This window comes from Mycobacterium sp. ML4 (assembly GCF_054515735.1).
The window spans coordinates 49,176-69,426 of the sequence record NZ_JBTNSY010000017.1; the positions used below are offsets into that span (position 1 = coordinate 49,176).

The following is a 20,251-nucleotide window of genomic DNA, read 5'->3' on the forward strand; positions in this document are numbered from 1 at the left end:
AGGCCGGCAGCCCCGCGTACGCATGCCGAGTACGCCCTCGCCGCCGGGCAACCGCGCGGACTCTAGGCCGATCGCGGATCGCGGTGTGGTCGATCAGTTCCGTCACGGCCGTTCCCTCAGCGCGCGGGGCTGGGCAGGTGATCGGCCGCCCAGTCGCTGAAGTGCGTTGGGTAAATGGTCACGTCTTCGCCGTCGACCGGAACGATGCTGCGGTCGTCGAGCACAGCGCCGAAATAGCGGGCCGACGGGTCGTTGACCACCTCGCGTGAATCACCCTGGGCCGCCAGCGCCGCGCGAGCCAGGTCGTCCATGCTGAATTTGTCCGGCCCGGCGATGTTGGTGACGCCGTTGAGCGGGCCGCTGACGGCCGCGCGGGTGACCGCCGTGGCGACGTCCTTGGCGGCGATGGGCTGGATGGCAGCATCGTGTGAAAGACGCACGGTGTTGCCGTCAGTAGCCGAGTTGGCGATTCCCAGGGCGAATTCGAAGAACTGAGTCGCCCGGACAATCGAGTACGGCGCGCCGGATTCGGTGATCAGCTTCTCCTGGGCCGCCTTTGCCCGTAGGTAACCGCTGCCCGGCACCCGGTCCGTTCCGACGATCGAGAGTGCGACATGGTGCTTGACGCCGGCAGTGTTTTCCGCCTCGAGCAGATTTCTGGTCGAGTCGGTGAAGAAATTCAGTACGTCGTCGTCCGCCCACGACGGCGAGTTCGTCACGTCCACGACGACGTCGGCGCCGGCCACCGCGGCGGTGACGCCCTCGCCGGTCACGCTGTTGACACCGGAACGCGTAGAGGCCGCCACGGCCTCGTGTCCGAGTTCGGTGAGGTCGCTGACGACCTGCGATCCAATGAGCCCGGTACCCCCGAAAACCACAATCCTCATCGCCATGCCTTTCACATTCCCTGTTGCAGACCTTTTCAGCATGGCCCGTCACCGCGGCTCGGCGAAACCCTCGAAAGTGCTCGTGAAAGGGCTGTAGTCAGTCGCAGCGCTGGTACGAAGTTGCCGGCGTGACTTGATGCCGGCCAGCTGCGCGGCGATCCGGATGTTGGCCGGCTTCTCGATTGCCCTCGAACAGAAACTCCGCTGAGCCGATGGCGCGTCGCGCGCATTAAATCAACTGCTTGACTTAATGTTGGGGCCCGGTTTAACTCGACGGGTGGTCAACGAATTGCGGGACAAGGTCGCCATCGTCACCGGGGCGGCCTCGGGTCTCGGCCGTGGGATCGCCCGGCGGTTCGCTGCCGAGGGTGCGCGCGTCGTCATTGCGGACGTCGATGCCGACGGCGGCACGGCGCTGGCCACCCAGTTGGGACCCGACGTGATCTTCCAGCGCACGGATGTCTCGGATCCGGCACAGGTCGGCGCCCTGGTGGCGACGACCGTGGAGAAACTCGGCGCCCTGCACGTCATGGTGAACAACGCCGGTGTCGCGGGAACGCTGCGCCGGTTGCTCGACGACGATTTGTCGGATTTCCATCGCGTCATGGCGGTGAACGTTCTTGGCGTGATGGCCGGTACCCGCGATGCTGCGCGGCACATGGCCGCCCATGGGGGAGGGTCCATCATCAATCTCACCTCCATCGGCGGCATACAGGCCGGTGGTGGCGTGATGACCTACCGGGCGTCCAAAGCCGCGGTCGTCCAGTTCACCAAATCAGCAGCAATTGAGCTGGCGTACAACGAGATTCGTGTGAACGCGATAGCCCCGGGCAACATCCCAACGCCGATGTTGGCGTCCTCGGCCGGGGAGCTGGACCCCGACGAGCTCGAGCGGTTCGAGGCCCGGATCCGGCAGGGAATGCGCGACGACCGCCCCCTGAAGCGTGAGGGCACGCCCGACGACGTCGCCGAGGCCGCCCTCTATTTCGCCACCGACCGATCGCGCTACGTCACCGGGACGGTGCTTCCGGTCGACGGGGGAACCGTTGCGGGCAAGGTGATCCGACCCCGCGGCGGCCAGGGATGAGTTCCTACCGCAAAATTGCCGGCCCGAAACATCGTGCTTGGTGAGAGACTTCATCTGGACTACCCCGGGGCTCGAACATCGACGGGAGCTCACACATGACAGTCCGGACGGCACCGACGACGGCACCTGTGATCGCCTCGGTTGATACACGGTCGCCCTGCGATTCGATCGGTCCCGCGCGGCGCAACGTCATTTTCGGTGCGCTGGCGCTCGGGGTCCTGACCGCGTCGATGGACCAGGCGATGGTGGTGCCCGCCCTTCCGACGATCGTGGCGGACCTGGGCGGCCCCGGCCAGCAGTCGTGGGCAGTTGCCGCTTATCTACTAGGCGGCATCGTCGTCGTCCCGGCGGCAGGCAAGCTCGGAGACCTGCTGGGGCGCACGCGGGTCCTGCAAGGTGGCGTCGTGATCTTCCTGGTCGGCTCGATGTTGTGCGGTTTCTCGCAGTCGATGCTCATGTTGGCGGTCTCTCGGATGGTGCAGGGCATCGGCGCGGGCGCCACGACGGTGACCGCCGCAGCCCTCGTCGGCGAGGTCTTTGCGCTCCGCGATCGCGGCAGCTTTCAGGGCCTCCTGGGTGCTGTGTTCGGAGTCGGCACGGTCGCCGGTCCCTTGTTCGGCGGTTTCTTCGCCGATTATCTGAGCTGGCGCTGGGCCTTCTGGATCAACCTGCCCATCTGCGTAGCGGTTCTCGTGCTGGCCGTCGCAGCCATCCCCGCCCTGCCCCGGCGCGCCAAGCCGGCCATCGACTACGTGGGAATCCTGGTGATCGGCCTGGCCGCCACCGCCCTCATCATGGCTACGAGTTGGGGTGGGACCACCTTTCCGTGGTCCTCGGCACCGATCATCGCACTATTCGCCGGTGCTGCGGCGGCCTTGCTCCTCTTTTGCTGGGTGGAGGCCCGGGCGGCGGCGGGCATCCTGCCGCCCCGGCTGTTTCGCAGTCCGGTTTTCACCGTCTGTTCGGTCCTGTCGCTGGTGGTCGGTTTCGCGATGCTGGGCGCCTTGACCTTCGTGCCCATGTACCTGCGCTACGTGGACGGCGTCTCGGCCACCATCTCGGGTCTTCGGACTCTGCCGATGGTGGTGGGTCTGCTGAGCACCTCGGTGGTCGCGGGCATCCTGGTCGGCCGAACCGGTCGGTACAAGATCTTCCCCCTTGCCGGAACGGCATTGATGGCAGTCGGTTTTCTGCTGATGGCTCGCATGGACGAGTCGACCCCGTGGCTGGTGCAGGCCTGTTACCTCGTGATTCTGGGCGCCGGGATCGGCTTCGCCATGCAGGTCCTCATCCTCATCGTGCAGAACACCGCCTGTTTTGAGGACCTGGGGCTGGCCACCTCCGGGGTGACGTTCTTCCGCTTGATCGGAAGTGCATTCGGCGCAGCCATATTCGGGGCATTGTTCGCGAACTTCCTGAGTAGTCGCTTGGCTTCGACGTCGACCCCGGGCGGCACACCCGCTGAGGCGATGCACTCACCAACCGCTCTGCACCGGCTGCCGGTGAACCTGTCGGCGCCCGTGGTGCATGCGTATGCCGGGTCGTTGGCGCAGGTGTTTCTCTGCGCGGCATTCGTCGCCCTGGTGGGATTCGTCTTCGCGTTGTTTCTGCGCGAGACCCCCCTCACCGGAATCCATGACAGCCCCGGCTGCCTGGGCGACGGTTTTGCTGTGCCGAGGGTCAAATCGCCCGAGGATGTTCTGGAGATCGCGGTGGGACACGTGCTGCACGAAGCGACGAAGATTCGGTTGGACGATGTTGCCGACCGGTGCGGCAGCGAACTCGACGTGGTCGGCCTGTGGGGTCTGCTGCGGATCTACCGATACGAGCGGCTCTTCGGGTCGGCGCGACTCACCGATATCGCCGCACACCTGGGCTTACCCCACCAAGTCCTCGAACCAGTCTTCGGTCACCTCGTCGACGCGGGTCACGCCCTCCGCGACGGCGACCAACTCTGCCTGACCACTACCGGCCTGCGACAGGTCGAGCACGTGGCAGCCTTCGTGCGGCGATGGCTGGTCGAGCACCTTACCTTGTCGGCCAGTTCTGCCGGACTTGCCGACGACGAGGAATTCGGTGCGGCCCTGCAACGCATCGCCGAGGGGCTACTGGTGGAACGGGACTTGTTTGCCGGCCTCGGTGAACCGGCGGGTCAGTCATCGATGGGCAGTCGACCCGTTTCCAGCCAGTGAGCACATTGCGTGCCCAATCTTTCCAGGGCGACCCGGTCGAAGCGCTCGATTTGCGCCGGGGTTAGCTCGCCGCGGTAGTCGCGGGCAGGCCCTTTGTGGAAGAAGGCCTTGGCGCTGGACATGTGTGCTCCGTTGAACGGGGCCATTTGATCCGCTCGGCCACTCATGTACTCGAACGAGCAATGCTCGGCGATGACGTCCATTCGAAGTGAGGCCGGATCGATGCCCAAGAATTCCGCAAGCCGCGCGATTTGACCCGTGATGTCCTCCTTGAGCTGCTGGTAGTGCAGCAGCAGGACGTTCGGCTCTTCACGACGTTGCCACCACGATTTCGCAATGTCGAACAAGTCCGAACAGCCGTAGCCGTCCGTGTCGAGCCATAAGTCGAAAAATACCTGCTTATCCTCGGGAATCGTCAGCGGAGCGGCACTGCCCGACCACTGCGCGTGGATCTGGTTGATCGTCGACATCGTCGATGCAGAGTAGTTGCGAATCATGTGGTGCAGGCTGATCACCGCATCCTTGCCGTTTCTGCCGACAAACACGTACCGGGCGTCCTGCGATATCGGCATCGCGTCGGCGGGCAGGTGCGATTTGATGACGCGTCTACTACCCGCCTCGTGCTGCTCCCGGAGTACCCGAAGCATTCCAGCGTGGTCACCCCAGCTGGATTCGAGCCACGGCGAGGTGTCCGACAAAGAGCCGTCCTTCTCTTCCCCGTTGTGCAATATCTGCTCGATTATTCGCTGGGTCCATGTCGTGCCGGCCTTGACCGGAGTGGCGATGACGATGTCGCCTTCGACAAAGCCGCCGAGGGCCAGAAATCCGTCCCATATCAACGAATTGTGCAAATAGTCCCGAACAACGCGCGTCGGAGCCATCAATGATTTTGTCATGGCGACGTCCTCCGAACGGGGTTTCCATAGAACAACGGCCGGGACAGACGATACGACAATGTCGTTCGGGTGACCAGGAGTCGCGGCACCTCGACAAGGGTTCTGCCCAGCCGTTTTCGTCGCGACGCCGACCATCTACTCTCGGTTCCATCAGCCGGTGTCGCGAAGACCAGGGAGTCCCGGGAGGTTGGCCATGAACGATTTTGCCGGGAAGGTCGCGGCAGTCACCGGTGCGGGGTCCGGGATCGGCAGGGCACTTTCGGTGGAGCTGGCCCGATCCGGTGCGTTGCTGGCGATCAGCGACGTCGACGCCGAAGGGTTGGCACAGACCGAGCGGATGATCCGGCAGATGGGTGCCCCGGTTCGGGCGGACCGGCTCGACGTCACCGAACGCGAGGCATTCGTCGCCTACGCGGACACCGTCCACGCCCACTTCGGGACGGTCCACCAGATCTACAACATCGCGGGGATCGCCTTTCTGGGCGACGTCGAGGTCACCCAGTTCAAGGACATCGAGAAGGTGATGGACGTTGACTACTGGGGCGTGGTCAACGGCACCAAGGCCTTTTTGCCGCACCTGATCGCCTCGGGCGACGGCCACGTCGTGAACATGTCGAGCATGTTCGGCCTCTTCGGAGTACCGGGCCAGGCCGCCTACAACTCGGCCAAATTCGCGGTGCGCGGATTCACCGAGGCGCTGCGCCAGGAGATGGCGATTGCCGGTCACCCCGTCGCGGTCACCGTCGTACACCCCGGCTTCGTCAAGACCGCGATCGCGGCCAACGCCGGACACGCGGAAGGTCTGGACAAGCAAGCCGGTATCCGGGTCTTCGACAAGGTCGCCATCACCAGCGCCGAGCGTGCCGCGCGGATCATCCTGAAGGCGGTGCGCAGGAAGAAGGGACGGGTGGTGGTCGGTCCGGATGCCAAGGCCTATGAACTGCTGGTGCGTCTGGCGCCGACGGGCTACCAGCGCATCCTCGGCCCGATGACGGCGCGATTCCAGTCCGGCCGCTAGCGGCTTTGACATCGATGCCGCGAACTTCGGCGCGCATCATTCTCGGCGCATTTCTGGTCTTCGCCGGTATCGCTCATCTGAGTTTCGCTCGCACCTCGTTCGACGCCCAGGTGCCACCGTGGTTACCGCTGAACGTCGATTTCGTCGTCATCGCATCAGGAGTGGTGGAGATCGGGCTCGGCGCAAGTCTGCTTTTCCTGACCCGGCACCGCGTCCTGGCCGGATGGGTGGTGGCGGTCTTCTTCGTCGTGGTCTTCCCCGGTAACATCTCCCAATTCATCACGCACACAAACGCTTTCGGGCTCGACTCCGATCTTGCCCGCGGTATTCGGTTGCTTTTCCAGCCGCTCCTGGTCCTCTGGGCGCTCTGGTGTACCGGGGCGTGGGCCGCGGTTCGGCAGCGACACCGTTCGAAGCTTTAAATCAGTCGCTTGACTTAATTGCTTCGGACGCGTTGACTGGGCGGCATGACAACAGTCGGGCGCGCGGTTCGCGGCGAGCGAGCCAGCTCCACTCAGGAGGCGATCCTGGTGGCGGCCGAGCGGCTGTTCGCCGAACACGGGGTTTTCGCGGTCTCCAACCGGCAGGTCAGCGAGGCCGCCGGGCAGGGCAACAACGCCGCGGTCGGCTACCACTTCGGTACGAAGGCCGACCTGGTCCGCGCGATCGAGCAGAAGCATCGTGCGCCCGTCGAGCGGTTGCGGGAGCAGATGGTGGCCGCGCTGCCCGAGTCGGCCGGGATGCGCGACTGGGTGGCCTGCCTGGTCTGCCCGCTCACCGAGCACCTCGAGGACCTGGGCAATCCCACCTGGTATGCCCGGTTCGCGGCGCAGGCTATGACCGACCCGGCCTACCACAGCATCGTGGTCAAGGACGCGCTCAGCTCGCCGTCGCTGGTCCAGGTGATCGACGGCATCAACGGCTGCCTCCCGGAACTGCCGGTGGCCGTCCGCTTCGAGCGAAACATGATGGCCCGCAACCTTTTGATGCATACCTGCGCGGATTTCGAACGGGCGCTGGCCGAAGGCACCTCGATGCCGCGACCGTCCTGGCGGGCCGCCGCCACCGGCCTCATCGACGCCATCGTCGGACTGTGGCTGGCGCCGGTGACCGAGGAGCAGGGTCGATGAAAGTCACTGTCGATCAGCACGTTTGCGCATCCTCGGGCAACTGCGTGAAGAACGCGCCGGGAGTCTTCGACCAGCGCGACGAGGACGGCGTCGTCGTGCTGCTCGACCCGAACCCACCTGCCGACCGGGCCGAGGCCACCCGCAAAGCCGCCGCATCCTGCCCGGCGCTGGCCATCCACATCGAGGAGTGAGTCGTGTCCGAGACCATGGCGAGCACCCCCACGGAAACGGCCGCCGACGTTCCCGAGTATCCGATGCCCCGGGCATCCGGTTGCCCCTTCGCCCCACCGCCGGGGGTGATGGCGCTGGCCGAAGCCAGGCCGCTGTGCCGGGTGAAGATCTGGGACGGCAGCACTCCGTGGCTCATCACCGGCTATGAGCAGTGCCGCGAACTGTTTTCGGATTCACGCGTCAGCGTCGACGACCGGCTGTCCGGCTTCCCGCACTGGAACGCCGGGATGCTGGCGACCGTGCACAAGCGCCCGCGCTCGGTGTTCACCGCGGACGGCGAGGAGCACACCCGGTTCCGGCGAATGTTAGCCAAGCCGTTCACCTTTCGGCGGGTGGAAGGCCTACGCCCGGCCATCCAGCAGATCACCGACGAGCACATCGACGCGATGCTGGCCGGGCCCAAGCCGGCTGACATCGTCAGTGCTCTGGCGTTGCCGGTGCCATCGCTGGTAATCAGCCAGCTGCTCGGGGTGCCCTATCAGGATGCCGAGATGTTCCAGCACCACGCCAATGTCGGGCTGGCGCGTTATGCGACGGGCGAAGACACCGTCAAGGGCGCGATGAGCCTGCACCGATATCTGGCGGAGTTGGTGCACGCCAAGATGGAAAACCCGGCCGAGGACGCGGTTTCGGACCTGGCCGAGCGTGTCAGAGGCGGAGAGCTCACCGTGAAGGAGGCCGCCCAGCTGGCGACCGGGCTGCTGATCGCCGGACACGAGACCACCGCAAACATGATCGGGCTCGGTGTCCTTGCGCTGCTGGAAAATCCAGACCAGCTGCCCGCCATTCGGGACGCCGACGATCCCAAGATTCTCGCCAATGCCGTCGAGGAATTACTGCGCTATCTCAGCATCATTCAGAACGGACAACGCCGGGTCGCCGTCGAGGACATCCCGATCGCCGGCGAGCTGATCCGCGCCGCCGAGGGCATCATCATCGACCTGGCCCCGGCGAACTGGGATGCCCACGCCTTCACCGAACCCGAACGCCTGTACCTGCACCGCTCCGGCGCCGAGCGCAACGTGGCCTTCGGTTACGGCCGGCACCAGTGCGTAGGCCAGCAGCTGGCCCGCGCCGAGATGCAGATCGTCTTCCGCACCCTGTTCCGGCGCATCCCGACACTGCAACTGGCTGCGGCGCTTCAGGACATTCCGTTCAAACACGACCGCCTCGCCTACGGCGTCTACGAACTGCCGGTCACCTGGTAACGAAAGGTCAATGATGACAAGCACGCTGTACCCGCCCAAAGGCTTTGGCGCGCCGAAGGATCGGAAGGGGCACGCTCTCGGCAGGGAGGTAGGCCTGCCGGCCGGGACCGAGGTGTTCTCGGCCGACAACCACATCTCACTGGCAGCCGACATCTTCTACGAACGGTTCCCCGAAGACCTGAAGGACAGGGCGCCCCGGATCTGGTACGAGGAAGGCGCGTATCAGGTTGGGCGCAAGGGCCAGTCGTTCCTGCCGGAGGACTTCAGCGCGGTCCTGATGCAGTACGACGACCTGCCCGGAGCGGCCAGCACCAACATCGAGGCCAGGATCCGGGAGCTGCGCGAAGACGGCATCGACAGGGAACTCGCCTTCCCCAACGCGGTGCTGGCGCTGTTCCACTACCCGGACAAGAAACTGCGCGAGCTGACCTTCCGTATCTACAACGACTACATCGCCGAGTTGCAGGAGCGTTCCAACGGCCACTTCTACGGCGCCGGCCTGATCAACTGGTGGGACCCCGACGGCACCCGCAGGACCCTCGCCGAACTGAAGTCGCTGGGGCTGAAGACATTTCTGATGCCGTTGAACCCCGGCAAGGACGACGACGGCAACCCGATCGACTATTCCAGCACCACCATGAGCGCCGTGTGGGACGAGATCGAGGCCGCCGGTCTGCCGATCGCCCACCACATCGGCGAGACGCCGCCGAAGAGTCCCTGCGAGTTCAACAGCGTCGTCGTCGGCATGATGATCAACATCGACGGATTCCGGGAGACGTTCTCCAAGTACATCTTCGGCGGCATCCTCGACAAGCATCCGAGGCTCCGGATCGGCTGGTTCGAAGGCGGGATCGCCTGGGTGCCTTGGGCCCTGCAGGACGCGCAGCACCTGGTTGCGTCCTACCAGCACATGTTCAACCGACCGCTGGAACACGATACTAGCTACTACTGGGATACCCACATGAGTGCCTCGTTCATGGTCGACCCACTCGGCCTGGAGTTGATCGACCGGATCGGGGTCGACAAGGTGATGTGGTCATCGGACTACCCGCACAACGAAAGTACGTACGGATATTCCGAGAAATCACTGGCGGCCGTCGTCGAGGCTGTCGGACCGGACAACGCCGTCCGGATCGTCAGCGGCAACATCAGCAAATTCCTTGGCCTATGACCATTTTCGCGCAACCAGACAATGGGCTGGCGATACCCGAGGCTCCTGACCTGTCGCGGATGCGCCGCGAAACCGGGGTGCGGCTGCGCACGGCGATGACCGAGCGTGGTGTCGACGCCCTGGTGCTGCTCGGCAACAACGCGGTGGTCTATGCCACCGGGACCAGTTGGCCGCTGGGCGATGCCGGCCTGTCGTACGTCGAACGGCCGGTGGCCGTGGTGCTCGCCGACGACGAGTGGCCGCACCTGTTCCTGCCGTTCCGCGAGGGCGCCGCTCAGGAGTCCGAACTGCCGGCCGATCACCTGCACGGGCCGGTCTACCTCGAATTCGACGAGGGGGTGGCCGATTTCGCGCGGGTACTGGCGGATCTGGTTCCGGCCGGGGCCACGGTCGCGGCCGATGAACTGACCGGTGCCATGTCGCGAGCCCGCAACGTGTTGTTTCCCAGCGGTTTTCCCGTCGACGCGGCGGCGGTGATCAGCGCCGCCAAGGTGATCAAGACTCCGGATGAGCTGGCCTGCATCCGCACCGCGGTGCGCATCACCGACGAGGCGATGGTTGAAGTCCATCGGGCACTGGCTCCGGGGATCCGCCAGATCGACCTGTCGGCACGCTTTGTGCGCCGGGCCTTCGAGCTCGGGGCGATGACCAGCATGCTGGAACCGATCTGGCAGGTGATGCCGCACAGCAAGGCCGAAGGTGTCTGGACCACCCACGGGGATCTGGCCCTGCCGCTGTTGAGTACCGAACGCGAGTTGGTCAAGGGCGACGTGCTGTGGACCGATGTCAGCATCACCTATGCCGGCTACTGCTCCGATTTCGGCCGCACCTGGATCGTCGGACAGGACCCGTCGCCGCGCCAGCTGGCACAGTTCCACCGGTGGCGGTCGATCATGGACGCCGTGCTGGGCGTCGCTCGCGCCGGAGCCACCGCGGCCGATCTGGGCCGGGCGGCGACCGCGGCCAACGGCGGTATCCGGCCCTGGCTGCCGCACTTCTACCTGGGCCACGGCATCGGGGCGAATGCCGCCGAAATGCCGATGATCGGAACGGATCTCGGCGAGGAGTTCGACGAGAACTTCGTCCTGCAGCCGGGCATGGTGCTGGTGCTGGAACCGGTGGTATGGGAAGACGGCACCGGCGGCTATCGCAGCGAAGAGGTACTGGTGATCACCGAGGAAGGCTCGATTCGTTTGACCGACTACCCCTATGACCCCTATGTCGACTGAAGTCCTGCCCGACACCAAAGCGCTGCGCCTGGGACGCCGGGAGCGTGCCCTGGCCCAGATGGCCGCCCATGACCTGGATGTGCTCGTGCTGGGGCGGCAGGCCAACGTCCGCTATGTGACTGGCGCCCCGCAACTCTGGGTGGCCGGCACGCGGCCGTTCGGGCCCACCTGTGTGCTGGTGCGGGCGACGGGTGCCGTTCATCTGCTCAGTACCTGGGACGAGGGCATCCCCGAGGACATCCCCCGGGAGAACCTGTACGGCATATCCTGGAATCCGGCGAACACCATTGCCGCGCTGAGCCGGATCGAAGGTGCGTCCACCGCCCGCCGCGTCGGAACCGACGCGTTGTCACCGGTTTTCGCGCAGCTGTTGCCAACCGCGTTTCCCGACGCCGAACTGGTCGACGGTGAACTGGCCATGCGCGCGGCCCGGCGGATCAAGACCGACGAGGAGATCGCTGCGTTACGCGAATCCATCGCGGTGGCCGAATCCGGCCTGGCCGCGGCGGTGGCCGAACTGCGGCCCGGTGTGAGCGAACGGGAACTTGCCGGGGTGTTGCTCGAGGCGGTGGCCGCGGGCGGGGTGAGCACGCCGTCGAATCAGGATGTGGCCTGGGTGACTTCGCGTGATCATCCCTGGCGGCGCGCAACCGGTGACGGCCGCGCGCAGCCCGGCGACCTGGTGGCGCTGTCCGCCGGCGTCCTTGCGGGCGGCTACATCGGAGAGGTGGGTCGCACCTGGCCGGTGGGAGACGTCTCCGGTGCCGCGGCGCTGTTCGGCCGTTGGGACCGACTGTGGGACATGCTGATCGCGGTGTGCCGGCCGGGCGCGGGCGCGGGTGAACTGCTGGCTGCCTATGCCGCAGCGGGTGAATCGGCGCCCCCGATGCCGGTGGCACGGGGTCTGGGCATGGGGTTCGACCCGCCGGTCATCTCCGCACGCCTGCCCCGCACCGCGGCGCAGGAGCGGCTCGAGCCTGGCATGATGCTGGCGGTCACCGGCTACGTCTGGGAGCAGGGAGTCGGAGCGGTGTTCGGGCGCGAAGCGGTGCTGATCACCGCCGAGGGTCCGGAGGTGCTGACCGGCAGTCCCTTCTGGCGGGTCTAGCCCATGTCATCGCGACCGGATCCGAAGGCCAAGAAGATGATTCGGTACGAGAAGGACGCCGGGACCCGAATCGCCACCATCACGTTCGACCGGCCCGAGTATCTCAACGCGCCGACCATCGCTGCGCGGCAACGCTATGCCGACCTGCTGCACCGGGCCGGCATCGACGACGACGTCAAGGTCGTCGTGATCCGCGGCAGCGGTGACGACCTGGGATCCGGCGCGGATCTCGAAGAGTTCATGCAGGCCAGGGATTCTGATGATCCGGGACCCTTGCTGGCCGAATTCCGGCTGGGGACCGGCGACGTCACCTACCCGCCGAAGGGGTCGTTCCGGCACAGCGCCTCGGTGGGGCAGTGGTATGCCAACCCGAACTCGGGGATCCGCGGACTGCAGGACTTCAAGAAGATATCCATCCTCGAGGTCAAGGGGTACTGCTACGGCTGGCACTTCTATCAGGCTGCCGACGCCGACCTGGTAATAGCCTCTGACGACGCGCTTTTCGGGCATCCGTCATTCCGCTACTACGGCTGGGGCCCGCGGATGTGGTGGTGGGCGCAGACCATGGGCATCCGGAAGTTTCAGGAAATGGTGTTCACCGGCCGGGCGTTCACCGCCGCCGAGATGTATGACTGCAACTTTCTCAACAGCGTGGTGCCACGTGCGGCGCTCGAGGCCGAGGTGGAGAAGTACGCGCTGGCGTGCGCCCGCAACCGCCCCACAGACACGGTTTTCATGCAGAAGACCTTCTTCGAGATCATGAAGCAGTTTCAAGGCGAGTACATGGGCAGCCTGCTCAGCGGGTTCTTCGAATCCACCGGCGCGAACGTGCGCGCGGACGGCGACGACTTCCTGCTCGACGACGCGATCGGCCGGGGTCTCGGTGGCGCCGTCAAGGCCAACGACGACAACTTCCCGCCGGAGTGGCGATTGAGCAAGAAAGCGCGCCGCAAGGCCCGAAAGGCCAAGCAGTAGTGACGCAACCACCACTGTCCGACTACGCCGTGATCGACCTCTCGTCCGGTATCGCGGGCGCCTATTGCACCAAGCTGCTCGCCGACGGTGGCGCTGACGTCGTCAAAATCGAGTCACCCGAGGGTGATTGGCTGAGATCGTGGTCGGCGTCGCGGTCTGACCTGGCTGGCGACGGCGCGCTGTTCAGCTTCCTGGCTGGGTCCAAACACAGTGTGGTCGCCGATCCGGACGCGGATGCCCAGTTCGTCGGCCAGTTGCTGGCCGGCGCCGACGCCGTGGTGTGGTCAGCGGGATCGACTGTGGCCGAGCGTGTCTCGCCTGCTGCGATCCTGGAGCGTTGTCCGCACCTCATCGTGGCGTCGATCACCCCGTTCGGTTTGGATGGCCCCTGGCGGGACCGCCCGGCAACCGAGTTCACCCTGCAGGCCTGGTCCGGTGGGATCATCGGCGTGGGGCGCGGTGTGGCAGATCGCGCCCCGGTGTACGTCGGCGGTCAGGTCGGCGAGTACCTCGCCGGTGCCTACGCCAGTGCCGCCATCCTGGCCGCGCTCTACGGCGGCCGCGGTCAGGGCCAGCTCATCGACCTGTCGATGCTGGAGACTCAGATCCTCGGCCTGACCTACTATCCGGTGACCTATTTCGACATGCTCGGCAGGCCCTGGCGGGACGCCCGCCGCCTCACCGTCCCCGGCGTAGCCGCCGCTCAGGACGGACTGGTGGACCTCGGCTGCGGGACCGCGCAACAATGGTTCGACCTGTGTGCGATGGTCGGGCACCCGGAGTGGATCGACGAGGAATCCCCGCTGTCGATCACCGAACTGGCCAACGTCTACGCCGACGAGATCTACGAGTGGGTGCGCAGCCACCGGGCCGACGAGATCCGCGAACTGGCCACCGCCTTCCGGATCCCCAACGCCCCGGTGGCCAACGGCGCCAACATCGTTGCGTTGGATCACTTCGTCGAGCGCGGTTCGTTCCAGCGCAATCCCGGCCGTGGATTTCAGCAACCGGGTCACCCCTACCGGATGCGCCAGGCACAGTTGCGGGATCCGGGCAGGGCACCCCGGCTCGGCGAACACACCGCTCGCTACCGCGCGGCGACGGCGGCGCCGCGGGCGGTGGCGGCCAGGGCCGCAACAGGATTGCCGCTGGCCGGACTTCGGGTGCTGGACATGACCGCGTTCTGGGCCGGGCCGTCCTGCACGCACCTGCTGGCGTTGTTCGGCGCCGAGGTGATCCACATCGAGTCCGCACGGCGCCCGGACGGCACCCGGCTCATCGCCGGCATTCCGGTCACTGAGGACCAATGGTGGGAGAAGTCGCCGATCTTCGCGGCGCTCAACACCAACAAGAAGGGCCTGACCCTGGACCTGCAGCGCCCGCGGGGGCGTGAACTCCTGCTCAGGCTCATCGGCACCTGCGACGTGATCGCGGAGAACTTCACCCCTCGCGTGCTCGATCACCTCGGCTTGGATTTCGCGGCGGTGCAAGCGGTTCGGCCCGACGCGATCCTGTTGCGCATGCCCGGCTTCGGACTGGACGGTCCCTGGCGCGACAATCCGGCGTTCGCCTACGTCATCGAGTCGGCGTCGGGGTTGAGCTGGCTGACTGGCTACCCCGACCGCACGCCCTTCGAGCCCTATTCCGTGGGCGATCCCAACGCCGGCGTTCACGCGCTCAACGCCCTGTTACTGGCGCTGCACCACCGCCGCCGCACCGGTCAGGGCGTCATGGTGGAGGCCGCCATGGTCGATGCGGCCCTCAACATCGCCGCCGAGCAGGTCATCGAATACTCCGCTTACGGCGCCCTGTTGGAGCGGGCCGGCAATCGCGGTCCGGCGGCGGTGCCCCAGAACCTTTACCTGAGTGCCGATGTCGACGAGTTCGGCCGCCTCGACAGCTGGGTCGCGATCGCGGTGGCCACCAACCAGCATTGGGCCCGGTTGTGCCGCGTGCTCGGGTGCCCCTCCTGGGCAACGGCTCCGGAGCTGACTAACGCGGAGGGTCGGCGCGCGCACGAGGACCTGATCGATGAACGGCTCGCGCAATGGTGTGGAGGTCGCACGCGGGACGAGATCGTGACCACCCTCTGGGAGGCCGGGGTGCCCGTCGCCAAGGTCATGCAGCCGCACCGGCAGACGGAGCTGGAGCAGCTCGCCGCGCGGGGCTTCTTCGAAGTCGTCGATCATCCGGTGTGCGGCCCGGCTAGGCTCAGCAGCGTGCCCATGCGACTGTCCGGTGGCCCGTGCCGATTCCACACCCAACCGGCACCTCTGCTGGGTCAACACAACCGGGAGCTGTTGACGGAGTTGGGGCTGAGCGGTGCCGAGATCGCGGAGCTGGAAGCCGACGGGGTGATCGGCCGGAGCCCCGCATGACCCGCTCTGGGGCGAGCAGTCGCAAAATCGCACGGCGCGGGCTCCGCGCGTGCGATTTTGGGTCTGCTCGCGCGGGGTAGGGGGCGCCGTGGCGATCGATCCGTTGAACATTCTGCTGACCGGCCGGGTCGCGGTGGTCACCGGTGGGGGAGCGGGCATCGGACGCGGCATCGCCGCGGGCTTCGCGGCCTTCGGCGCGCGAGTGGCTATCTGGGAACGCAACCCCGATTCCTGCGCCCTGGCCGCGGAATCGATTGGCGCACTGGGTATCACCACCGATGTCAGAGACAGCGGCCAGGTCGATACCGCCCTGACGCAGACGGTGGCCGAACTGGGGACGCCGACAATTCTTGTCAACAACGCAGGTGGCGTATTCACCTCGCCGCTGCTGGAGACCAGCGAAAACGGCTGGGACGCCTTGTATCGCGCCAACCTGCGGCATGTGTTGCTGTGCACCCAGCGGGTCGCCCGCCTGCTGGTGGCCGATGGTCTGCCCGGCAGCATCATGGCGGTCACCTCCATCGAAGGGGTGCGGGCGGCGCCCGGCTACGCGGCATACGCCGCCGCGAAAGCCGGGGTCATCAACTACACGAAGACCGCCGCGCTCGAACTGGCGCCGCACCGCATCCGGGTTAACGCGATAGCACCCGACATCACCCTGACCGAAGGACTGGCTCAGCTCGGCGGCGAGGCCGCCACGGCCGCCACGGCCGCCATGGATGCCATAGTGCCATGGGAACGTCCTGGGCACGTCGACGAAATAGCCGGCACTGCAATATTTCTCGCCTCGGACATGTCGACCTACATCACCGGGCAGACGCTGCACGTCGACGGCGGTACCCACGCCGCGGGCGGCTGGTACCACGACCCGCGGACCGGGAACTACCGCCTGGGCCCCAGTTAGCGCGAGCAGTCGCAAAATCGCACGGCGCGGGCCCCGCGCGTGCGATTTTGCGACTGCTCGCGGGAGCTAGTGGCGCCAGCCCTCGGCGGCCTGTTCGTCGAAAGTCCGGTCGATGCGGTCGAACCGGCGCCGGATCGACGCCCGCGATGCCTCGTGCGGAAGCACATACAGGCGGTTGGCCAGGATCGCGTCGGCGGTCAGGCGGGCCAGATCGGCGACGCCCAGCGTCGCATCCTGCTCGGGGAGCGGACCCACCGATCCGGTCACGTCGGGTGCCGAAGCCAAACCGTAGTCCGCGCCGCGGATGCGTTCGGAATTGGACACCAACTTGGTCTCGACGACCATCGGGCACAACACCGACACCCCGATGCCGTTGCCCTTCACCTCGCGCGCCAGCGTCTCGGCCAGGCTCACCACGCCGTACTTGGCAACGCCGTACGCGCCGAGCCCGGCGTTGGGCACCAGGCCGGCGAAGGAGGCGGTGAACGCGATATGGCCGCCCGTGCCCTGCTCGAGCAACCTCGGCAGGAACGCCTCGACGGCGTGGATCGAGCCCCACAGATCGATGTCGATCACCCAGCGCCAGTCGTCGTGCGTCATCTGGGCAATGGGTCCGGCCACCACGATGCCGGCGTTGCTGAACAGCACGTCGACCTGGCCGAGTAACCGAAAGGCTTCATCGGCAAGGTGCACGACCTCTTCGAGATGCCGGACGTCGCACATCACGCCGTGGGCATCGAAGCCCTGGCCACGCAGGTGTGCGACCGCCAATTCCAACCGCGGCTGGTCGACGTCGGCCAGCATGACCCGCGTACCGCGGTGCGCGAATTCGGTGGCGGTAGCCAAGCCGATACCGCTCGCCCCGCCCGTGATGACCGCTGCGCGCCCGTCAAATCCGTCCATGGTCAAAACCCTATTTGAGGCAGGCCCCCGCGTCGACGGGCAGGGTGACGCCGGTGATGTACCGGGATTCGTCGGATGCGAAGAACAGCACCGCATTGCTGACGTCCTGCGCTTCGACCCACGGAATCGGCAAGGTGTGGAACATCTGGCAGATTGGGGCCATGTCGTCAGGTCCGGGATTCTCCAGGTCCGGCCGGAACATCTTGAAGGTTCCCTCGTTGTGCAGCATCGGCGTTGCTACATGCGTGGGGTGTACCGAGTTGACGCGAATCATGTGCTGCCCCAACTCGACTGCGAACGAGCGCATGATGCCCACCACGCCGTGCTTGGCGGCGACGTAACTACCACAGTGCGGGTAAGCCTTGAGCCCGCCGACCGAGCTGGTCAGGATGATGGAGCCGCCCTTGCCCCCCGCCCGGATGTGGGGCACCCCCGCTTTGACCGTCTTCCACACGCTCGACAGGTTGACGTCGATCATCTCCTGCCAGTCGTATTCGCTGGTCTTGTCCAGGGTGTCGCCGCCGTTGCCGATACCGGCGTTGGCCACGATGATGTCCAATCGCCCCAATTGCTCCACCCCGCTGTCCACGGCCGCCTTGAGCGCGTCGAAGTCGCGCACATCGACTTCGGCCGTGACGATTCGGCGGTTGAGGCCCTTGACGAGATCGGCGGTCTCGGCCAGATCCTCAGGGGTGGACGCCGGGATGGTGGTGTTCTTGACGATCGGTTTGCAGACATCGACGGCGATGATGTCGGCGCCTTCCTCGGCCAACCGCAGCGCGTGGCTGCGCCCCTGGCCCCGCGCCGCCCCGGTGACGACGGCGACCTTTCCTTCTACCCGTCCAGTCATGTTTCCTTCCTGCGTGATTCAGCCGAAGACAGCCGGCATGGACTCCCAACCCCGCACTGTCGACGTCGGGGAAAGCGTGGCCTCGGCAAGGTCGACATCCCAGTCGGGGAATCGCTTCAGAATCTCCTCGAGCGCGATCCGGCCCTCCAGCCGGGCCAGTGCCGAGCCGAGACAGTAATGCGTGCCGACGCTGAAAGTCAGGTGCTGACGCGGTTCGCGGTGGATATTGAAAACGTCTCCGTCGGGCGGGAATTGGCGATGGTCGCGGTTCGCCGCGCCGATCAGCATCATCATCACGCTGCCTTGCGGCACCCGTCGGCCGTAGTACTCGACGTCGCGCGTGACATACCGGGCGACGTGCGGCGCCGGTGGCTCGTAGCGCAGCAATTCCTCGACGGCTGCCGGAATCAGGCCCGGATTGTCCACCAGCGCGCGACGCTGGTCCGGGTGTTCGGCCAAAACCTTTCCCGCCCAACCGATCAGCCGGGTGGTGGTCTCGTTGCCGGCGCCGGAGACCACGGTGACGTAGGTGAGCAGTTCGTCGCGTCGCATGCGCCGGACGGTTCCGGTCTCGTCCTCGAACTCGGCGTTGAGAAGTTCGGTCATGATGTCGTTGGAGGGATGCTGCGCACGCCAGTCGATGTACTGGCCGAAAAACTGGCCGTTCAGCATGGTTTCGGCCGAGAACTCCATCGGCTTGCCGGCCTCGGTGCGCATCTGCGCATTGGCGAAATCACGCGCGGCTTCTTGATCCTCCTCCGGGACACCCAGCAGCATACCGATCACCCGCATCGGCATCTGGGCGCCGAGGTCCCTGACGAAATCGAACCTGCCGTTATCGATCAGCGGGTCCAGGCTGCGCGCGCAGAACTCGCGGATCTTGGGCTCCAAGTCGCTGATCTTGCGCGGAGTGAACATGCGCGACAACAACTTGCGGTGGATGTCGTGGACGGGTGGATCCTCGAAAATAAGTACGCCCGGCGGCATCTCGATATTCGCCCGGATGAGTTCGAGGATCGCGCCGCGCGCGGAACTGAACGTCTGGTAGTCGACGATCGCGTTGTCGACATCGGCGAATCGGCTGAGCGCGTAAAAGTCGTGCTTCGCGTTGTAATACAGCGGCGCCTCCTCGCGCAACCGCCGGAACGTCGGGTAGGGGTCGGCGATCAACTCGACATCGTAGGGGTCGAAATAGACATCGCTGGCTGCGCTTACTGTCACGAGCAATGGCCCTCCCGCCGGTTGCGCGCGCCGCCACTGCTACGGACGCGCGATCATGCCGCCCCTAGAACTCTGGCATCACCCACCGATGAGTGTCAACGTGGAATTCATTTCTGCTAATCATGATTCTGTACATCAGAGAATTGTGTTCTCACAGGCAGCGGGTGAGCGAAATTCACTCCAGCGTCATCGACCCGGAAGGCCTAGCTGCCGGCGAACCCCCGTGAGCAGAAGTCCCACACCTCGTCGGCGCTGATCGGGTGAACCGTCGCGTCGTCGGACCCGCCGCTGGACTGCGCGATGAACATCACCGTCTGCATGGTCATGGCGGCCATCCGCTTGGGGTTGACGCCGGAGCGCAGCTCTCCGGCTTCGCCGGCGGCCTCCATCAACTCAGTGAGCAATGCCAGCAGCGGCGCATGGGCCACCTTAACCTCCGCGGGATGCGAAACCAGCAAACGCGGTGCAAAGTCGGTGAACAGCGGGCGCTTGGCGGTGGGGTCCGGCCGTGACGCTTCGTACAACAGCTCGACAGCGACTTGCAACCGCTCCAACGCGTCGCTGTGACTCTCGGTGGCCGCGCGGATCTGATCAGCGGACCGGCTCAGCGCGTCCTCGAACAGCGCGAGCAACAGCTCGTGCTTGCCGTCGAACTGCAGGTAGAAGCTGCGCAACGACTGACGTGACCGGTCGACGACCTCCTGCACGGTGAAGTCCGTGCTCCCCTTTTCGATGATGATGGCCTGCGCCGCGTCCAGGAAGCGCTGAACACGCTGTGCCGCCCGCAGTTTCGCGGTCTTGATGGATCGCTCGACCGCCCGCTGCTTCCAAGCCGGCTCTTCGCCCGGGCTGGTCACGGGCGG

At 65.9% G+C, this 20,251-nt stretch carries 19 protein-coding genes; 13 read left to right on the forward strand and 6 right to left on the reverse strand.

Annotation, left to right across the window (positions count from 1 at the left end; all coding sequences use genetic code 11):
• Positions 1 to 116: 116 nt before the first annotated feature.
• On the reverse strand, positions 117 to 887 hold the full coding sequence (locus ACX9NE_RS19520; RefSeq protein WP_459363435.1) for an SDR family oxidoreductase: 771 nt from the start codon (positions 885 to 887) through the stop codon (positions 117 to 119).
• A gap of 277 nt (positions 888 to 1,164) precedes the next feature.
• Between ACX9NE_RS19520 and ACX9NE_RS19525 the strand changes: the two genes are divergently transcribed.
• Positions 1,165 to 1,974 (forward strand): SDR family NAD(P)-dependent oxidoreductase, encoded by an 810-nt coding sequence (locus tag ACX9NE_RS19525; RefSeq protein ID WP_459363384.1) that lies wholly within the window; start codon positions 1,165 to 1,167, stop codon positions 1,972 to 1,974.
• Positions 1,975 to 2,069: 95 nt separating this feature from the next.
• Positions 2,070 to 4,166, forward strand: coding sequence for an MDR family MFS transporter (locus ACX9NE_RS19530; protein WP_459363385.1), 2,097 nt, complete (start codon positions 2,070 to 2,072; stop codon positions 4,164 to 4,166).
• Here ACX9NE_RS19530 and ACX9NE_RS19535 read toward each other — a convergent pair.
• Positions 4,127 to 5,062, reverse strand: coding sequence for a sulfotransferase domain-containing protein (locus ACX9NE_RS19535; RefSeq protein WP_459363386.1), 936 nt, complete (start codon positions 5,060 to 5,062; stop codon positions 4,127 to 4,129). The genes ACX9NE_RS19530 and ACX9NE_RS19535 overlap by 40 nt on opposite strands.
• A 193-nt stretch (positions 5,063 to 5,255) precedes the next feature.
• Here ACX9NE_RS19535 and ACX9NE_RS19540 point away from each other — a divergent pair, with 193 nt between their 5' ends.
• From ACX9NE_RS19540 to ACX9NE_RS19590, 11 genes are all read left to right on the forward strand, one after another.
• Complete coding sequence (locus ACX9NE_RS19540; protein WP_459363387.1) at positions 5,256 to 6,080, forward strand: SDR family NAD(P)-dependent oxidoreductase; 825 nt, start codon at positions 5,256 to 5,258, stop codon at positions 6,078 to 6,080.
• A 14-nt stretch (positions 6,081 to 6,094) separates the two neighbouring features.
• Entirely contained in the window at positions 6,095 to 6,502 is a 408-nt protein-coding gene (locus tag ACX9NE_RS19545; protein ID WP_459363388.1) for a DoxX family protein, read from the forward strand.
• A 45-nt stretch (positions 6,503 to 6,547) separates the two neighbouring features.
• Complete coding sequence (locus ACX9NE_RS19550) at positions 6,548 to 7,210, forward strand: TetR family transcriptional regulator (RefSeq protein WP_459363389.1); 663 nt, start codon at positions 6,548 to 6,550, stop codon at positions 7,208 to 7,210.
• Positions 7,207 to 7,401 (forward strand): ferredoxin, encoded by a 195-nt coding sequence (locus ACX9NE_RS19555; protein ID WP_459363390.1) that lies wholly within the window; start codon positions 7,207 to 7,209, stop codon positions 7,399 to 7,401. Before ACX9NE_RS19550 ends, ACX9NE_RS19555 begins: the two co-directional genes overlap by 4 nt.
• Before the next feature lie 15 nt (positions 7,402 to 7,416).
• Entirely contained in the window at positions 7,417 to 8,649 is a 1,233-nt protein-coding gene (locus tag ACX9NE_RS19560; RefSeq protein ID WP_459363436.1) for a cytochrome P450, read from the forward strand.
• Positions 8,650 to 8,662: 13 nt separating this feature from the next.
• Positions 8,663 to 9,820 (forward strand): amidohydrolase family protein, encoded by a 1,158-nt coding sequence (locus tag ACX9NE_RS19565; protein ID WP_459363391.1) that lies wholly within the window; start codon positions 8,663 to 8,665, stop codon positions 9,818 to 9,820.
• Entirely contained in the window at positions 9,817 to 11,049 is a 1,233-nt protein-coding gene (locus tag ACX9NE_RS19570) for a M24 family metallopeptidase (RefSeq protein ID WP_459363392.1), read from the forward strand. The genes ACX9NE_RS19565 and ACX9NE_RS19570 overlap by 4 nt, the downstream gene beginning before the upstream one ends.
• A complete protein-coding gene (locus ACX9NE_RS19575) occupies positions 11,039 to 12,157 on the forward strand; it encodes a M24 family metallopeptidase (protein WP_459363393.1) in 1,119 nt (372 codons plus the stop codon). The genes ACX9NE_RS19570 and ACX9NE_RS19575 overlap by 11 nt, the downstream gene beginning before the upstream one ends.
• A 3-nt stretch (positions 12,158 to 12,160) precedes the next feature.
• Entirely contained in the window at positions 12,161 to 13,132 is a 972-nt protein-coding gene (locus tag ACX9NE_RS19580; protein WP_459363394.1) for an enoyl-CoA hydratase/isomerase family protein, read from the forward strand.
• Positions 13,132 to 15,510: a CaiB/BaiF CoA-transferase family protein gene (locus ACX9NE_RS19585; RefSeq protein ID WP_459363395.1), complete on the forward strand. Its 2,379-nt coding sequence runs from the start codon at positions 13,132 to 13,134 to the stop codon at positions 15,508 to 15,510. The genes ACX9NE_RS19580 and ACX9NE_RS19585 overlap by 1 nt, the downstream gene beginning before the upstream one ends.
• 88 nt (positions 15,511 to 15,598) lie before the next feature.
• Positions 15,599 to 16,414 (forward strand): SDR family NAD(P)-dependent oxidoreductase, encoded by an 816-nt coding sequence (locus tag ACX9NE_RS19590; protein WP_459363396.1) that lies wholly within the window; start codon positions 15,599 to 15,601, stop codon positions 16,412 to 16,414.
• Between the two features lie 66 nt (positions 16,415 to 16,480).
• On the opposite strand, the gene ACX9NE_RS19595 is transcribed toward ACX9NE_RS19590, so the two are convergent.
• From ACX9NE_RS19595 to ACX9NE_RS19610, 4 genes are all read right to left on the reverse strand, one after another.
• The gene (locus tag ACX9NE_RS19595) at positions 16,481 to 17,317 is read right to left on the reverse strand and encodes an SDR family NAD(P)-dependent oxidoreductase (protein ID WP_459363397.1); all 837 of its coding nucleotides are present in this window, start codon (positions 17,315 to 17,317) and stop codon (positions 16,481 to 16,483) included.
• A 10-nt stretch (positions 17,318 to 17,327) separates the two neighbouring features.
• Positions 17,328 to 18,167: a mycofactocin-coupled SDR family oxidoreductase gene (locus ACX9NE_RS19600; RefSeq protein ID WP_459363398.1), complete on the reverse strand. Its 840-nt coding sequence runs from the start codon at positions 18,165 to 18,167 to the stop codon at positions 17,328 to 17,330.
• Between the two features lie 18 nt (positions 18,168 to 18,185).
• The gene (locus ACX9NE_RS19605; RefSeq protein WP_459363399.1) at positions 18,186 to 19,388 is read right to left on the reverse strand and encodes a cytochrome P450; all 1,203 of its coding nucleotides are present in this window, start codon (positions 19,386 to 19,388) and stop codon (positions 18,186 to 18,188) included.
• Positions 19,389 to 19,591: 203 nt separating this feature from the next.
• On the reverse strand, positions 19,592 to 20,245 hold the full coding sequence (locus tag ACX9NE_RS19610; protein ID WP_459363400.1) for a TetR/AcrR family transcriptional regulator: 654 nt from the start codon (positions 20,243 to 20,245) through the stop codon (positions 19,592 to 19,594).
• Between the last annotated feature and the right edge of the window lie 6 nt (positions 20,246 to 20,251).

Bases quoted from the DNA above. Each gene is read 5' to 3' on its own strand.
- ACX9NE_RS19570 (WP_459363392.1), top strand. From the start codon at position 9,817: ATGACCATTTTCGCGCAACCAGACAATGGGCTGGCGATACCCGAGGCT.
- ACX9NE_RS19595 (WP_459363397.1), bottom strand. From the start codon at position 17,317: ATGGACGGATTTGACGGGCGCGCAGCGGTCATCACGGGCGGGGCGAGC.
- ACX9NE_RS19550 (WP_459363389.1), top strand. From the start codon at position 6,548: ATGACAACAGTCGGGCGCGCGGTTCGCGGCGAGCGAGCCAGCTCCACT.
- ACX9NE_RS19560 (WP_459363436.1), top strand. From the start codon at position 7,417: ATGGCGAGCACCCCCACGGAAACGGCCGCCGACGTTCCCGAGTATCCG.
- ACX9NE_RS19575 (WP_459363393.1), top strand. From the start codon at position 11,039: ATGTCGACTGAAGTCCTGCCCGACACCAAAGCGCTGCGCCTGGGACGC.
- ACX9NE_RS19545 (WP_459363388.1), top strand. From the start codon at position 6,095: ATGCCGCGAACTTCGGCGCGCATCATTCTCGGCGCATTTCTGGTCTTC.
- ACX9NE_RS19535 (WP_459363386.1), bottom strand. From the start codon at position 5,062: ATGACAAAATCATTGATGGCTCCGACGCGCGTTGTTCGGGACTATTTG.
- ACX9NE_RS19580 (WP_459363394.1), top strand. From the start codon at position 12,161: ATGTCATCGCGACCGGATCCGAAGGCCAAGAAGATGATTCGGTACGAG.
- ACX9NE_RS19540 (WP_459363387.1), top strand. From the start codon at position 5,256: ATGAACGATTTTGCCGGGAAGGTCGCGGCAGTCACCGGTGCGGGGTCC.
- ACX9NE_RS19530 (WP_459363385.1), top strand. From the start codon at position 2,070: ATGACAGTCCGGACGGCACCGACGACGGCACCTGTGATCGCCTCGGTT.
- ACX9NE_RS19520 (WP_459363435.1), bottom strand. From the start codon at position 887: ATGAGGATTGTGGTTTTCGGGGGTACCGGGCTCATTGGATCGCAGGTC.
- ACX9NE_RS19600 (WP_459363398.1), bottom strand. From the start codon at position 18,167: ATGACTGGACGGGTAGAAGGAAAGGTCGCCGTCGTCACCGGGGCGGCG.
- ACX9NE_RS19555 (WP_459363390.1), top strand. From the start codon at position 7,207: ATGAAAGTCACTGTCGATCAGCACGTTTGCGCATCCTCGGGCAACTGC.
- ACX9NE_RS19565 (WP_459363391.1), top strand. From the start codon at position 8,663: ATGACAAGCACGCTGTACCCGCCCAAAGGCTTTGGCGCGCCGAAGGAT.